The following is a 14,783-nucleotide window of genomic DNA, read 5'->3' as shown; positions in this document are numbered from 1 at the left end:
TCGAGGCCAATGAAGATGAATCAGTGTCTGAAAAAAATCCAATACCAGAACGACTTAAGGAAGCGAGATGCAGGGCGGGTTTATCACAGCGCTCTCTGGGTCTCCTTGTTGGCTTTGATCCCGCATCGGCTAGCAGTCGTATGAATCATTATGAGAAAGGACGCCATGTCCCCGATATTGATACGCTTCGACGAATGGCGGCAGAGTTAAACGTACCGTTGAACTATTTTTTTTGTGATGATCAGACAACAGCAGAACTTGCATTACTCATCTCCCGAATGACAGAGGAAGAGCGAAGTAACCTTATCGAAGCACTAAAAACGTCTTCAGGTGTAAAATATGCTGACAAAAAATGATGTTATACAAAAGGCTATTGATCTTTTTGAAGGTAACGAAAGTGCAGCATTAAACTGGTGCAATGAACCAAACAGAGCATTACAGTGGAAAATGCCCTCTGAAATAATGGACTCAGAAGAGGGGGTATTGAAAGTTGCCATGCTCATTTTTCGAATAGAGCAAGGCGTTTATTCATGACTTTGTTGTACAAATATAGCGCTATACCTATCATTGATTTTTTTTCCTTTCGTGTAGCTCCATGATCAAGTGCGGAGCAAGAAGGCTTTCTACCGGTATAACCGTATTGATTTTTACCGCTTTGACAATTTCAATTAATGACAAGGTATTCTGTGCTAGCTGTTCGCGCAGCTCTTTGTTCTCTTCCTGAAGCTGCTGATTACGACCAAGCAAAGCCTGACGGGTCTTACGATTCACATACTGCTGCTTTTCTTTGGGGCGAAGATTTAGGGGAGATAGCTGTTGATCGACATAGGCTGCAATAAGACGTTTTCGTTCAATGCTACTTAATGTACTTAAGCCGCCATTGATGATGCCTTTTGACTTAAGTCTGGCGTGTAAGCTTTTAGCTGAAATTGGAGATTTATCAAACCCTTCAATCAACATAAGCTGGAGCTCATGCTCAATCTGAGTATCCAATTCTTTACCGCGCATCAGTCTTCTCCTTGTTTGATTTTTTGGTACTCGAGGGCAAATAGTTGAGCCAGAGTACGAATTTCACCTTCTACTTTTATCTCTCCGGACAGGACCACCTGAGAGGGGATTGCTTCCAGCGAGTTTGAGCGGCTGCGTAATTGCTTAGTTAAGGCATCTAGTTGTGCTAGATTTTCTTCGATATTGCCCTGCATTAGCTGGTTATCCGGAAAGGTCGCGGTATACTGTTCAAAAGCAAACGTAGCCTCGTTTAATGCACGACCTTTGGCTTCAATTGTGGAGTATTCATCAATACGACCTGTTAACGTGAAATGCTCACAGGGCTTCAATGCCTGACACTTCATTCGATAAGGGCATCCCCACAAGTTTACGTCTCTCATGCAGGAGCCCAATTTCAATGGATGCAGCACCGCGTGCCTATGCACCATTTCAGTCGCTTGCGATGGCCCTTCATTTTTACTGATATCTTCGAACGCAGCGGCTATGTCTTCGAATAATCCATCGTCTAACGACGCCTCAATGAATCCTGCAACATCGTCACGATTATCGAAGGTATGTAGGTTCGCCTTTATGTTGGTTTCCAGATTCTTCGTACTGCTAAATATCATCATACCACTTTGTTTTACCGCATCGAGCGGTGTATCAGCGTCAATAGTAATTGGTGTTGTCTGCTCCTGTATGATCGGAACTAACGGAATAAGAGAAGCAGCCTTTCGGCGCTCCTTAAGAGCCAGATGCTGGTAATGTTTATTTTGAGTAATATCAACACGCCCCATCAACATGGCTTGTAAGTGGTCTGAAATTTCAGCAATAGCGAGAAAAGTGTTTATATTGTGACGAGGAATATGAGTGCGAAGCTGGGTAGGGCGACCGTCATCTTCGAGAAGTCTGTATTTACTGAAGACCGAAGCATAGCCATCAACGTTACCGAGAAACTTGTTTACGCCAGCATTACTCAGTGGTAAAGGTGTTGCTTTTAGCCCCAATGCTCTCTTTAACGTCATAGACCCTTTGGGGTAAAGGAACAATAAATCCTCATACATAATCTCAAATCTTTTGCCGTTTTCTACCCATGAGTGAGTACAGGGGGTATTTGCGCTGCTATCACCAAATTCATTTTTAAGGTAAAGACTAAGGTCTGATTTTGAATAATATTTCCTTTTTTCATTACCTGGAAAAAGAATGACTTCAGTCGGAATACAGCCTCGTTTCGCTAACGCTTTTGATGCTTTATCACGTAATCCCGCACGCCCCCGAAGCTCTGATGAGGATTGAGCTATGTGTTCTACAATATCATCAAGTTCAACAAGTTCACCTACAATATCACTGACCGCCTCCGGTAAATAATCAACAAATCCTTTTGAACGTAAGTATTTGAGATGCTTTCGTAACTCAAATGTTAGCGACTTAACCGATTTGAATATGTTTTCAACTAAAGGAACAGCTAAGGGCTCCACCCAATGTGTTCGCTCGCCAGCTCCCTTAACACCAATGTAGCGAATGCCAAGAAAATAATCCGGCAACCCTTTATCACGTAGACGTCTGCTGATGTCAGAGTTATCTATCTTTCGTTTGACCAACGCATCCTGTCTGAGATTGAATGCTTCAACTGAACGAAAACCCGTGATGATGAGTAGCAGAAGGCAATTAAGCGCTATCTTTTCAGTGCCGTTTTCTACACGCTGGATAAGTGACACGATATTGAGGAATCCTCGAATTGTAATAAGTGTATCGTCACCATCAGTGGCTGTATCATCCAGCCTGTCCTTGTGTTTGAGGGCTATTGTTTCCAGGGCTTTCCGGGTCAAATTGGTCCGGTTAGTGTAATTTTCGTCGGACACATATTGTAGTGTTACCAATGTGAAAGCGTGATGATTTACTAATTTTTGAATCTTAACGCAACGCCCCTTGTAGTTGGCTATGTTAGGATCACCTGGTCTGGATGCTGCACTCATAATATCCATCGCACTACGTATAACATCTGTAGTCAGATAGATGGGATGAGTTTGCCCGGTTAATTTAATCAGCGCGCAGTACCAGCGTTTCAAAATAACCAGAGTTGCAATAGCAACTGCAGGGGAAATGCTGCGATTTCTGCCTCGATAGACGAGTACCAGCATGGCTTTCATAAATAACTGATAAGTATCGGATACAGTATGGTGTTCGTCGATTCCTTTTAGCCGGTTAATCTCATCAAATCGCAGTACATTAACACCATTGCCACGTAACCAGCCGGAACCTTTTTTCCCACATATCCAGACAAGACTATCCCATGATTCTGCAAAATCTGCTGCCAGATTTTCTTCGAACCAAACTTTCTGTTCTACGATAAAAGTGTCAAAGTTCTCTATATTTTTTTTCATTTCCCACAACCTTTGACGTTATGCAAATGACAACGGGCAATCACTGACTTGATTTCTATTTGCGTCGTCTCGTGGATAGAAATTAGTGGATTGTGAGCATTACCGACACTATCTGACACCGCTATCAGCTCATCGACTTCTTTAGAGATGCTATCTAATACATCCTGGTGGTGACCATCAAGGAAAGGGCGGTAATATAAGCAACCATAGCAGCAACGGACTTCACTGAAAGGGCATTCGTCATCGGTTCTCGCACAACCACCAATCTCATAGTGTAATCGATCTCCAACCATGCCAACTACACGTCGACCAAGCCATTCCTTTGAAGGAACCAACTTACCTGTCAGCATCATAGCTACCATATTTTGCCATACGGGGTTAGAGCCTAGTGCTTTCGCGCGGATCAATGCCAAGGCAGGTGTCGCCAAGATGTAGTGCTTTGCTACAACCAGAGATGAATGACCAAGAATGTGAGCAATCTCCTCAGCACTTGCTCCTTGCATAGCCAGTGAGTGACCAACGTTGTGGCGTAAATCAGTTGGTGTGATTGATGGGAGAGCGGCTTCTCCGCGAGCAACGGCAGTTTGATAATCAGGGGGGCTGAAGTTTAAAATGGTTTGTCTAATAGACTGAGAGACAAAAGCAGGGGCGGACACCCCCATGTCGAACATTTTGTCATTAGATAATAACTGAGCTCTGTCTACATAATGCTTGATTAACGCACCAATTTCCGGCGGGATAGCCAGCAGTAAACGCTCGGTCGTAAGGCGTCTCTGTTTGACGTAGGGTAGTAGAATACTATATCGAATTAGCCCAGTATTAGTATTACATGTATCAATACGCAAATCTCGAACAGCTAGCTTTGCCAACTGTACAGGACGAGCCCCAGTAACATAACTTAACCCGAGTATTGCGGCATGTTTTAACTCTCTAATATCATAAGACTTACCCCTGGCCAATGCTGTTGCCATTTCAAATAAACCTTTGCTTATCATGTTTTTTGCAAAAAGCTCGAGGAGATTGTCAATGTCCTGATAAATCTCCCAGTTATATGCATTTGGTCTAGGTATAAACTCAAGATCCTCATAGTCTTCCAAAGTAAATCCAGGGAACTCTTCAGAACAAAGAATCTTCAAGCCAAATAATATAGAATAGAAGGCCCTGGCATCGAGGTCATTACTTTCTATATACTGTCGCAATATAAGTAATGTAAAACCGCCATTTCCTCTGCAGTAACTGAATGCTTGTGTCCAATGATGTGACAGTATTGGTAAGGCTGTTGGGAACATCGTTGAAGCATATTTGAAACAAAAATACTTCAAGAGCGTATTTGTTAACTCATCAAGCTTAAAATAAACATACCGCTTACTTCCTGAGTAATAAAAAAGCCATTCATCTCCCTCATTATGAATATGCTTATCATCAAAATCGCTGCAGGATTTCAAAAAAATAATTCCGGGAATAACTAAAGATTTTAATTTTGAAGAGAGATTCTGATCATACATTCCAGAACCTTGCAAGAGAAGTGTGTTAGGCTTAATCTCCATTTAACAACTCCTTTATTAAGCAATCGAAATCAGAGTCATGTTGCAATAATCGCTGGATGTTTGCTGCATTAGCTTGCTCAGATAAAAATCTTTTGGCGTAAAGATCAGGCATTTGGCTTTTTATGCTCCAACCGCCAAGCAAACGGAGAGCCTCTTTTGCCTCATCCATCCCCCCCATTGAGAGTGAGTTTTTGGCGAGATTATTACCAGAGCCATTGAATCTTTTATTTTTCAAATGATATAGTTTCTTTATAGTTAAGTAAGCCCATGTATGTCGTGTAATATGAGGTGTAAATTTCATTAGAGCATCAAAGCGTTCTGCTGATTTGCATTCAGGATAGTTAAGTGAAAAAACCTTATCTACCTCAGAGAAAATCAAATGTACTGCATTATAGGATAAAGGGCTTTCAGGGTTTTGGCTCGATGCAAATATGAAGTTATGAGTCGTTGATTTTTTTCGTATTTTTTGCATATAAATCATGAGAAATTCATAATCTACTTTGTCTAGTTCCAAAACTCGATGTGAGTACTCATTTTTTAATGATGGGGCATGTATTCTTGGATCTGTCATATTACGAGGCATACTAATGATTAAGCTAAATTTATCTCCTTTGATACTAGCTTTTACCGACACGCATTCTAGCAATAACAGCTCACCAACACGCAGTCCATAGTTGAGCATTAACCGCATAATTAAATAATTGCGAAACTGAATGAATCCAGAAGGGAAGGGGTTTAGAAAATTATTTTTATGTTTTGAACTTGGTACGACTATGCGATATACATTTTCAACCATATCACCAGTCATACTCTGAAATCCTTGAGTGACTCGAGAATAATACCGCTGATTGCTTCTTTCCAGAGTTTTAAACTCATCTTTGCATATCAGCAAGCGAGTATTGAGACGGGATGCATAACGAGACAATTCTTTGGGCGTTTCATTTCGATAGTACGGAGATACATAGGTAGCGATTAGGTAGCCTATGAATCTAATCACGGCACGTACTCTAGAGGCATTTGTCATGCAGCTAGAATGTTTAAATGGCAGTGCTCGTGGTGCGAAGCTGACTAGGCGACCATTTTCTAAATATTGAAAAAAGTCAGTCATCTCATGAATAGCGATTGCAGGGTCATGTCCGGAGAAGTAAAAGCTATAGCAGAATGTAGTTCTGTGCTTGATGAACCAAAAATCATAAAAAAACTTAATTGCTTGGAGGGAGGCTGATTGAGTCGAGGGTGAGCGATACTCCAGATGGTCAACTACATACCTTAACGGATAAAGTGCGGGTAAACAGATGGTTACATCCATCAGAATCCAGCGCCGTCGGCCCTTTGAACTTACAATCTGGGAAAGTGAGTACATAGAAACACCCAACATTCAGAATGAGGTGAAGTAAATGTACGATAGACCTAACGCAATAAAAGGGAGGTATGTCAAAATTCCCAACATGTTGATTTTTGTAGCTGAGCCAGTGAATCATGAAGTAATAGACCTATGGAGGTTATTTAACATAATATACATTATGCGCACCAATATACGGTATGGTGAAATCTGGGTCTCTGGCCAGCATGAATGGCTTCAGTCAAAGCTCGCTGACTGTGCGCTGTCTTCCTTTGTCGGCAGCCGTGCGTTGGGTCTGCAATGTACACAACAATCCCTGACACGATCCCGATCTTGAGTGTTTCTACATTTTGTATTGATAGCTTCTTGATACCCCTCTGTCATGCTGGGTGAAATTTTAGCGTGAGGTATGAATGGTGTGTATCTGTAGAAAATTGGCGTGCGGATTATTTTTGTTATGTTCTGTGGCTGCACTAAGCGGCTGTGTTTCGCTTTTTTAGATAGCTGAGCGACGAATGAAACTGTTAATCATACTGGCCGTATATTCATCTATTTTTGCACTTTCCGGATGCTTGTCCGTGGGCACCCATCTGTTTACTTGATAGCCGCCACGGCGCTGACGAACTTCTCCGAATGGGATCGAATTATCATGATCCCATTTTCAAACCTGAATTCGGGTTGTCCGATCCAAACATTACTCAATAGTTCACGTCCGAAAAACGGCTGAATATATGGCGCTTCAGCGGGAAGATATAGGCGGTAAAATGGCACACTCTTTATCCAGCAACGCTTCCACCGAGGCCCGATTATTGCGATCCCAGCCGCGTTTGGTGGTCAGCAAAATAAACCCTTTCCGATCGCCGTAAACGGTTGGAATAACGGCCACGCCCCACTCTGCCAGCTGTTCTGGCGTTAAATGAAAATAGCTGGCGACGCTGTGAATGGGGTCAATTCCCATCACCGTCGGCTGCATCACCCGTCGCGCATACCAGGTGTAACGCAGGAGTTTATCGGGCAATGGCCGCCATTCCTCCGTGATAAAGGGACGTTCAGCCAGCATTTGTCGCCTGACGTCTTCCCGCAGGCAGGTCAGATGAATGTGCAGCTGGTTTTGGCTGCGGCCATAGGCCGAGTTAAGCGCCAGACCAAGCTTGTCGTCAGGCACCGGAGCGCCGTACTGCCAGGCTAAAAGACGGCGCATGAGCCAGGCATAGCCGAAATAGTCCGTGCGCCCCGCGGCTGCCAGCGCCGGGCTTTCGATACCGGTCATCTTCGCCGTGGGAACCAGAATAAAATGGTAGGGGTAACGCGGGTTCTGAATAACGCTAAAGCCGTGAGCCTTCCCTTCAGGCATGTAGATCTGCTGGCACGGCGCCGGGCTGCTGGTTTGCTGATAGTTAGTCATGCATACCTTATCGACCACGCCCCATAGCGCGTCCGAACGCGCGCAGCCCACCAGCATAAAGATCCCTGTCAGGATTGCACCTTGTTTGAAGCCGGCAGAAACCAGAGCCGCGATCCCGCTTCTTTTCATTAATTCTGCATCCTTACCGGTGAACGACGGAGAGTTACGTTTATCCATAAAGCATAATCGGACACACACCTGAGTGAATATGTTTTATTTTACAGAAATCTATACCCTCAGTACGTATTCATCTTTCATTCCTGGAGGTTATCAATGGCAAGGATTTTTATTACTGGCTCGGCCGATGGTCTGGGGAAAATGGCCGCTCAGCGTTTAGTTGCCCAGGGGCATCAGCAACGCGGTTAAAGACGCCTCCGATCTCGTTCTTCAACAGCGTTTATTTGCCGCTTGCGCGCAGTATTCCGGCATTGAGATCGCGTAATCACTGAGGTTGATTTTCCATGGTTCACTATTTTAATGCCCTGCCACCGGCGGGAAACGCTGAAAATAATCCACCAGAAAATCAATGCAAACCTTTAGCTTCGCCGAGCCACTGGTACGGTTAGAATAAACCGCCCAAATATTGGCGGGCTGGTGCCACGCCGGCAAAATTTGCACCAGCTCGTCGCGGGCAATGTGACGCTGCACTTCCCATTGAGAACGCAAAATAATGCCGTGGCCCTTCAGCGCCCAGCTTAATGCCACGCTGCCGTTATTGGAGGAAAGCTGGCTGCTGACGTGAACCTGTACGCTCTCCTCACCGTTGGTTAAAGGCCACATGCCGAACTGGGCGCTGCGTTCCTGAATAACGAGGCATTTATGGGATTTAAGATCGGCGATTTTTTCCGGCGTCCCGTATTTTGCCAGGTAGGCAGGTGACGCGCACAATACGCGGTTGTTGGTGGAGAGCTGCCGGGTGATATACAGGTCTTTGATATCGTCACCCACGCGAATCTCTATATCAACGCCCTCTTCTGGCAAATCAACGACTCTGTCCGTCAGCGTTAGCTTGATATTCAGCGCCGGATAGCGTTCCGCCAGCGCTGAAAGTGCATCCGGCATATACGTTGAGCCAAAACCAAACGAGCAGCTCATCTGAATATTGCCTTCGAGAGTGTCCCGCCAGGCGGCAAGCCCCGAAACAAAATCGCCCATGCTCTCCAGAACCGCAAGCGCCCCACTCAGCGCTTTATGGCCGTCGGTGGTTAAATGAATCGACCGGGCGCTGCGGTGGAACAGCCGCATCCCCAGGCTCTTTTCCAGCAGCGCGATGCGTTTACTGACATAAGACGGAGAAAGCCCCAGCTCCGCCGCCGCGTTGGCAAAGCTTTCTTTGCGAACCACGGTGATAAAGACATTCAAATCTTCAATCAGCGGCCAGGCGGCGCGAGGGTTTTCGTTAGGGCTCATCGGGATGCCATCTTCCGGGTCAGGTTAAGAAAGGCATAATAGCGCTCAGCAGCTCATCAGGACACTCCTCTTGTGGACTGTGCCCGCAGGGCATGGCTCGCCCGCGAACGTCCAGCGCTTTTTCCCGCCAGGTTGCGGGCACATCATAAAGCTGGCCTACGGTGCCTTTCTCTCCCCACAGCACCAGCAAAGGGGGGGTAATGCGCAGATGCTTGTCGGCTTCATCATCTTCAAGGTCGATGGTAGCCGAGGCGCGGTAATCTTCGCAGATGGCGTGCAGCGTATCTGGATCCTGGTAACAGCGCAGGTACTCGGCAAACACTTCGGGTTCCGTTGCGCCCGGGGTTTTAAGCTGGCCATCAATATGTTTACGCAGGAAAAATGCCGGATCGGCAGCGATCATTTTTTCCGGCACGGGCGAAGGCTGGATCAGGAAAAACCACCAGAAATAGCGGGTAGCAAAGGTTTTGTCCGTCCGCGCATACATGGTTGCCGTCGGGGCGATATCAATAAAAATGCTGCGCTTAACCTGCGCCGGGTAATCCAGCGCCAGGCGATGCCCGACCCGCGCCCCGCGATCGTGCCCCATAAAAGCAAAACCGTCCTGGAAACCGAGCCGCGCCACCAGCAGGACAATATCTTTCGCCATCTCTCGTTTGGAATAGCGGCGGTGAACTTCGTCGCTGGCGGGCTTAGCGCTGTCGCCATAGCCGCGGATGTCCGGCATGATGACGGTGAAATGCTGTGCCAGAACTGGCGCGATTTTACGCCAGGTCACGTGGTTCTGCGGGTGGCCATGCAGTAAAACTAACGGTTCTCCCTGCCCGCCCACGGCGGCGCGCAGGGTTATCCCGTTTTCCAGCGCTACGTCCATCAGCTGGAAACCCGGAATAAAAGGCGACTCGCCCCTGTCGCAAATAAATTCAGCGTTCTCTTTCATCATTGAAAATTAATCCTGAGTCAGTAGCCACGGATGGGCGGCAAAATGGCGCTGTTCAAACTCGCGAATCTCTTGCTGATATTGCAGCGTATAGCTGATGGCATCGTGGCCTTCCAGCAGCATGTGCTTTTTCAGCTCGTCGACCGTAAAGGCAATATCTTTGCCCTCCACGCTTATCTGCTGCCGGGCGAGATCGACGGTAATGCGGTTAGCTTCAGGATTGTTTGCTGCCTGCGCCAGCCGCTCGATATCCTCCGCTGGCAGCGTCAGGGTCAGCACGCCGTTGCGCTGGCAGTTGTCATTAAATATTCCGGCGAAGCTGGTGCCGATCAGCGCCCGTATGCCAAGTTGACGTAACCCCCAAACCGCATGTTCGCGGCTGGAGCCGCAGCCAAAGTTCGGGCCGACGATAAGAAACTGTGTGCCCTGCCACGCGGACTTGTTGAGGATAAACTCCGGGTTTGGCGAGCCGTCGGCCAGAAAACGCTGGTCAAAGAAAACGCCTCGGTCGAGATTGTTACGATCGATACCTTTCAAAAACTGCTTCGGCATGATCACATCGGTATCTATGTTGGCAGCCAGCATCGGTGCGGCCACGCCGGTGACACGGTTAAAGGGTTCCATTTACGCTTCCCCCTGCTGTAAATACGGACGGACATCGGTCAGATGGCCTGCCACTGCCGCCGCAGCGACCATTGCCGGACTCATTAAATGCGTTCTCGCCCCGGCGCCCTGCCGGCCGGCAAAGTTACGGTTGGTGCTGGAGGCGCAGCGGTCACCCGGCTGCAGCACATCTTCGTTCATCGCCAGGCACATGGAGCAGCCTGACTGCCGCCATTCAAATCCGGCGTCGATAAATATTTGGGCTAACCCTTCTTGCTCGGCACGGGCGCGAACCTGCGTTGAACCCGGCACGATAATTCCCCTTACGCCCGGCGCAATTTTTCTGTCCCGCAGCACCTCGGCAACCGCCCTGAGATCTTCAATTCGCCCGTTAGTACACGAGCCAATAAACGCATGAGTAATCGGGATCTGGCTCAGCGGCGTGCCGGGCGTGAGTCCCATATATCTCAGCGCATTTTCAATGTCACGACGTTTGGCTGCACTGGACTCCCTGGCAGGATCGGGCACCTGGTCAGTAATGCTGCCGCCCTGGTCCGGGCTGGTACCCCACGTCACGCGCGGCGTTAAGTTGGCGCAGTCGAGCACCACTTCTTTATCAAACACCGCGTCAGCATCGCTGGAGAGCGTTCGCCAGTATTTCAGCGCCTGTTCCCACATCTCGCCTTTGGGCACGCGCGGTGCTGGTTTGATGTAGGCATAAACTTTTTCATCCGGTGCCATAAAAGCGCCGCGGGCTCCGGCTTCGACCGCCATATTGCAAATGGTCATCCGCCCTTCCACGCTAAGCGCATCAATGGCGCTGCCGCAGAACTCGATAGCAAAACCGGTCGCACCGTCGGCACCAATTTCTGCGATCAGCAGCATGACAATATCTTTTGCCGTCGCGGCAAACGGCAGCTCACCGTTCACCGTCACTCGCAGCGTTTTGAGCTTTTTGTAGGCCAGCGTCTGCGTTGCCAGCATATGTTCAATTTCTGAGGTGCCGATACCGAACCCAAACGCGCCGAAAGCACCGTAAGTGGTGGTATGGCTGTCGCCTGCGGCAATCACCATGCCCGGCAGCACGATCCCCTGTTCATGGGCGACAACGTGTTCAATGCCCTGGCGTGGATCCATTACGTCGAACAGCTCAAGGCCAAAATCACGGCTGTTGGACTCAAAGTAGCGCACCTGCAGCTCGCCGCCCGGATCGGTCATCTCCGGCGTACGCTCTGGCCGCGTCGGGTTAACGTGGTCCACGTTAAGCAGGATACTGTTTGGCTGCCAGACCTTGCGGTTGGCGTCACGCAGGCCGCTGAATGCCTGCGGGCTGGTGTATTCGTTGAGGATGGAACGGTCGATATACAGCAGGACATTGCCCTGATCGTCCAGAGGGCGGATGACGTGGCTATCGATGATTTTATCGTACAGCGTTTTAGGCTTCATGACGGGTCACCTTGTTGCTCTCACAGCATAAAATAACGGCGTGCTGGCACGCAGATAAAAAATGAACAATTTCTACAGGGATAGTAGCAACCGGGTGATTAGGCTGTCAGTAAAGGTATGATGCACAAGCGTAATAGGATAAAACACGAAATGTGTTTCATTTATTGTGATGATAAATAAGGATTTTGATCGTAAGCAAGGTTAGTCCGCATCTGCTTGACTTCACGGCGTTAGAGATTGACTTGATGTCGAATAGTATGAAAATGCTTGTTGTTCACCGACTGGCAAAATCTGGAGCACATCATCGCCACTTCAAGCCGCTTCTTCTCTGCCGCCAGGGTCAAAAAACCTGGCGCGATACTTGCCGCCGCGCTGCTTCTGGCGAGCTGCGCCTCTAAACCGCCGGTTTCTCTCGTCACGCCCTTGCCGGGCACTCAGCCAAATGTCACAACCCCTTCACAGCACAACCAGCCAATGCGCGGCGTCTGGCTGGCAACGGTTTCCCGTCTGGACTGGCCGCCAGTTTCTTCCGTTAACGGCAGCAGCGCCGCCGTGCGTATCAGCCAGCAGCAGCAGGCGTTAAAAGACAAGCTGGACAAGCTGAAGTCATTGGGCATCAACACGGTGTTTTTCCAGGTGAAACCCGACGCCACCGCGCTGTGGCCTTCGAAGATTTTGCCGTGGTCAGATATGCTGACGGGAAAAATTGGCGAAGATCCTGGCTACGATCCGCTACAGTTTATGCTTGATGAGGCGCATAAGCGCGGCATGAAGGTCCACGCGTGGTTTAACCCCTACCGGGTTTCTACCAATATCACGCCAGGCACAGTTACCGCCCTGAACCGCACGCTTTCTCTGCAGCCCGCCAGCGTTTATGTATTACATCGCGACTGGATAAGAACGTCCGGCGACCGCTTCGTGCTTGATCCCGGCATTCCGGAAGTGCGCGACTGGATAACCAGCATCGTCGCCGAAGTTGTTTCAAACTACGCCATCGACGGCGTGCAGTTTGATGATTACTTCTATACCGAATCACCGGGCTCTACGCTCAACGACACGCAGACGTACAAAATCTACGGCCAGGGCTACGCGTCCAAAGCCGACTGGCGGCGGCACAATACTGAGCAACTTATCGCGCAAGTCTCACGCACCATCAAACAGCTTAAGCCCGGCGTTGAGTTTGGCGTGAGTCCGGCAGGCGTCTGGCGTAATATCTCCCACGATCCGGCCGGGTCTGAAACGCGCGGTGCAGCAGCCTATGACGAGTCCTATGCAGACACGCGTCTTTGGGTGCAAAAAGGCCTGCTGGACTACATTGCCCCGCAGATCTACTGGCCCTTCTCACGCAGTGCCGCCCGCTACGATGTGCTGGCAAAATGGTGGGCAAACGTTGTGAAGCCGACCAACACGCGCCTTTATATTGGGATTGCGCTGTATAAGGTCGGGGAGCCTTCGAAGAATGAGCCCGACTGGACGGTGAGCGGCGGCGTACCGGAGCTGAAAAAGCAGCTCGATTTGAACGACGCCGTGCCGCAAATTAACGGCACCATTTTGTTCCGGGAAAATTACCTCAACCAGCCGCAGACCCAGCAGGCGGTGAATTACATCAAGGAGCGTTGGGGGGAATGACAGGCTAAAAAAACCGGATCGCCCTTCCCTGAGCAGATCCGGGGGCTGTCTTACTGACCAGCCAGGTCGTCATACACATTGCGCAGCCGGGTGCGCAGATACAGAACGGCTTTGTGTTTGCGGGAGAGCAGCGCCTGCACGGTGTCGCCGCTCTCTGCCGCCAGTTCCTTCACGCTATAGTCTTGCAGCTCGGTTTTGATAAACACCTCACGCTGCGGCGCAGGCAGTTCCGACAGGGCCGTCTCCAGTTCCTCCCAAAGCAGCTGCCTCAGGTATTCGTCCTCCGGCGTTTGCGGGGTACCGAACAGCGTTTCGGCCAGCTCATCTTCCGGGTAATCGTCCTCGTCATCGCCGCCAAACCAGCTGGCCAAAGGCAGCTCGCGTTTTTTCCTTGCCCGGTCGGTCATTTCGTTCCGGGCGGCGCGGAACAGCCAGGCGGCGACGTTCTCCACCGGCTGTTCAACCTTCATTAGCTGGTAGCTGACCTCCTGCAGGATATCGTCGGCGTCTTCATGCCCGGCGGTTCTCCCGCGAATAAACGCTTTCAGTCGGGTACGGCAGCCGTTTAACGCTGCCATCAGCAGAGATTCCCCCACTATTCCGGCTTTCATGGTCGTCACTCAGCGTCCGGTTTTTTAGCGCCGTTTTCATCTGGCTGTACCGGCGGCTGAGGCTGAGGGCGCGGATCCATTTTCTCATCCCAGCGGGAATGCCAGCCGCAGCGATCGCGGTGACCAAAGCCAAATTTCTCGCGGCGATGCCGCATAAACGCTTCGCGCTGCTCCGGCGTCATTTGCATCCAGCGTTCGTGCATGCGGCGACGGGCTTTGCCAAACATGCCGGGGCGGAAGCCCAGGCCACCGAACAGAATGCGGCACAGCGCCAGCAGGCCTAAAGACTGCCAGAAGCCAATCTCTTTCACGCCCAGCAGGCCGGGCAGCACTGCATTCCACAGCGTCATCACGATCAGGCCGAGTGCGACAAACAATGCCACGCAGAGCAAAATCGGCTTGCCCATGCGGTGGCCACAGAATCCACGGCGGCGGTGTTCATGTCGGTGCATATCAAAATCTCTCATTATGTTTACCTC

The 14,783-nt window shown here is 49.4% G+C and carries 14 protein-coding genes; 3 read left to right on the top strand and 11 right to left on the bottom strand.

Annotated elements, in window-relative coordinates:
* Positions 1 to 23 precede the first annotated feature (23 nt).
* Together F3J29_RS06465 and F3J29_RS06460 are read left to right on the top strand one after the other, a co-directional pair.
* Complete coding sequence (locus F3J29_RS06465; RefSeq protein WP_001300511.1) at positions 24 to 356, top strand: helix-turn-helix domain-containing protein; 333 nt, start codon at positions 24 to 26, stop codon at positions 354 to 356.
* A complete protein-coding gene (locus F3J29_RS06460) occupies positions 340 to 534 on the top strand; it encodes an MbcA/ParS/Xre antitoxin family protein (protein ID WP_001300905.1) in 195 nt (64 codons plus the stop codon). Before F3J29_RS06465 ends, F3J29_RS06460 begins: the two co-directional genes overlap by 17 nt.
* A 30-nt stretch (positions 535 to 564) precedes the next feature.
* Here F3J29_RS06460 and F3J29_RS06455 read toward each other — a convergent pair whose 3' ends face one another.
* The 9 genes from F3J29_RS06455 to leuC form a co-directional block, all read right to left on the bottom strand.
* Positions 565 to 1,008: a hypothetical protein gene (locus F3J29_RS06455; RefSeq protein WP_001214167.1), complete on the bottom strand. Its 444-nt coding sequence runs from the start codon at positions 1,006 to 1,008 to the stop codon at positions 565 to 567.
* Positions 1,008 to 3,371: a hypothetical protein gene (locus F3J29_RS06450; RefSeq protein ID WP_166863997.1), complete on the bottom strand. Its 2,364-nt coding sequence runs from the start codon at positions 3,369 to 3,371 to the stop codon at positions 1,008 to 1,010. The genes F3J29_RS06455 and F3J29_RS06450 overlap by 1 nt, the downstream gene beginning before the upstream one ends.
* Positions 3,368 to 4,876 carry a tyrosine-type recombinase/integrase gene (locus tag F3J29_RS06445; RefSeq protein WP_240746246.1) on the bottom strand — a complete coding sequence of 503 codons (1,509 nt, stop codon included), beginning with the start codon at positions 4,874 to 4,876 and terminating at the stop codon, positions 3,368 to 3,370. Before F3J29_RS06445 ends, F3J29_RS06450 begins: the two co-directional genes overlap by 4 nt.
* Before the next feature lie 31 nt (positions 4,877 to 4,907).
* A complete protein-coding gene (locus tag F3J29_RS06440) occupies positions 4,908 to 6,227 on the bottom strand; it encodes a site-specific integrase (RefSeq protein WP_166863994.1) in 1,320 nt (439 codons plus the stop codon).
* Between the two features lie 772 nt (positions 6,228 to 6,999).
* Positions 7,000 to 7,722 (bottom strand): CDP-diacylglycerol pyrophosphatase, encoded by a 723-nt coding sequence (locus F3J29_RS06435; protein WP_166865008.1) that lies wholly within the window; start codon positions 7,720 to 7,722, stop codon positions 7,000 to 7,002.
* A gap of 417 nt (positions 7,723 to 8,139) precedes the next feature.
* Positions 8,140 to 9,075 carry a LysR substrate-binding domain-containing protein gene (locus F3J29_RS06425; protein ID WP_166863991.1) on the bottom strand — a complete coding sequence of 312 codons (936 nt, stop codon included), beginning with the start codon at positions 9,073 to 9,075 and terminating at the stop codon, positions 8,140 to 8,142.
* A gap of 19 nt (positions 9,076 to 9,094) precedes the next feature.
* Positions 9,095 to 10,018, bottom strand: a complete 924-nt coding sequence (locus F3J29_RS06420) for an alpha/beta fold hydrolase (RefSeq protein ID WP_166863988.1) — start codon at positions 10,016 to 10,018, stop codon at positions 9,095 to 9,097.
* 6 nt (positions 10,019 to 10,024) lie between these two features.
* On the bottom strand, positions 10,025 to 10,639 hold the full coding sequence (gene leuD / locus F3J29_RS06415) for a 3-isopropylmalate dehydratase small subunit (protein WP_166863985.1): 615 nt from the start codon (positions 10,637 to 10,639) through the stop codon (positions 10,025 to 10,027).
* Positions 10,640 to 12,064 (bottom strand): 3-isopropylmalate dehydratase large subunit, encoded by a 1,425-nt coding sequence (gene leuC / locus F3J29_RS06410; protein ID WP_166863982.1) that lies wholly within the window; start codon positions 12,062 to 12,064, stop codon positions 10,640 to 10,642.
* A gap of 303 nt (positions 12,065 to 12,367) precedes the next feature.
* Here leuC and F3J29_RS06405 point away from each other — a divergent pair, with 303 nt between their 5' ends.
* Positions 12,368 to 13,693 (top strand): glycoside hydrolase family 10-like protein, encoded by a 1,326-nt coding sequence (locus F3J29_RS06405; RefSeq protein ID WP_166865005.1) that lies wholly within the window; start codon positions 12,368 to 12,370, stop codon positions 13,691 to 13,693.
* Positions 13,694 to 13,743: 50 nt separating this feature from the next.
* On the opposite strand, the gene F3J29_RS06400 is transcribed toward F3J29_RS06405, so the two are convergent.
* Positions 13,744 to 14,304, bottom strand: a complete 561-nt coding sequence (locus F3J29_RS06400) for an RNA polymerase sigma factor (protein ID WP_166865002.1) — start codon at positions 14,302 to 14,304, stop codon at positions 13,744 to 13,746.
* A gap of 5 nt (positions 14,305 to 14,309) precedes the next feature.
* Positions 14,310 to 14,771 (bottom strand): hypothetical protein, encoded by a 462-nt coding sequence (locus F3J29_RS06395; protein ID WP_166863979.1) that lies wholly within the window; start codon positions 14,769 to 14,771, stop codon positions 14,310 to 14,312.
* Between the last annotated feature and the right edge of the window lie 12 nt (positions 14,772 to 14,783).

The sequence above is a fragment of the Enterobacter sp. Cy-643 genome, from assembly GCF_011752815.1.
GTDB lineage: Bacteria > Pseudomonadota > Gammaproteobacteria > Enterobacterales > Enterobacteriaceae > Cedecea.
Note: the sequence above shows the minus strand (reverse complement) of the source record. Positions and strands in the feature narration are given on the sequence as shown.

What these genes read in the sequence shown, in the direction of transcription:
- F3J29_RS06460 (WP_001300905.1), top strand. Translation starts at nt 340, where the DNA reads ATGCTGACAAAAAATGATGTTATACAAAAGGCTATTGATCTTTTTGAA.
- F3J29_RS06455 (WP_001214167.1), bottom strand. Translation starts at nt 1,008, where the DNA reads ATGCGCGGTAAAGAATTGGATACTCAGATTGAGCATGAGCTCCAGCTT.
- F3J29_RS06450 (WP_166863997.1), bottom strand. Translation starts at nt 3,371, where the DNA reads ATGAAAAAAAATATAGAGAACTTTGACACTTTTATCGTAGAACAGAAA.
- F3J29_RS06445 (WP_240746246.1), bottom strand. Translation starts at nt 4,876, where the DNA reads ATGTATGATCAGAATCTCTCTTCAAAATTAAAATCTTTAGTTATTCCC.
- F3J29_RS06440 (WP_166863994.1), bottom strand. Translation starts at nt 6,227, where the DNA reads ATGGATGTAACCATCTGTTTACCCGCACTTTATCCGTTAAGGTATGTA.
- F3J29_RS06435 (WP_166865008.1), bottom strand. Translation starts at nt 7,722, where the DNA reads ATGCTGGTGGGCTGCGCGCGTTCGGACGCGCTATGGGGCGTGGTCGAT.
- F3J29_RS06425 (WP_166863991.1), bottom strand. Translation starts at nt 9,075, where the DNA reads ATGAGCCCTAACGAAAACCCTCGCGCCGCCTGGCCGCTGATTGAAGAT.
- F3J29_RS06420 (WP_166863988.1), bottom strand. Translation starts at nt 10,018, where the DNA reads ATGATGAAAGAGAACGCTGAATTTATTTGCGACAGGGGCGAGTCGCCT.
- leuD (WP_166863985.1), bottom strand. Translation starts at nt 10,639, where the DNA reads ATGGAACCCTTTAACCGTGTCACCGGCGTGGCCGCACCGATGCTGGCT.
- leuC (WP_166863982.1), bottom strand. Translation starts at nt 12,064, where the DNA reads ATGAAGCCTAAAACGCTGTACGATAAAATCATCGATAGCCACGTCATC.
- F3J29_RS06400 (WP_166865002.1), bottom strand. Translation starts at nt 14,304, where the DNA reads ATGAAAGCCGGAATAGTGGGGGAATCTCTGCTGATGGCAGCGTTAAAC.
- F3J29_RS06395 (WP_166863979.1), bottom strand. Translation starts at nt 14,771, where the DNA reads ATGAGAGATTTTGATATGCACCGACATGAACACCGCCGCCGTGGATTC.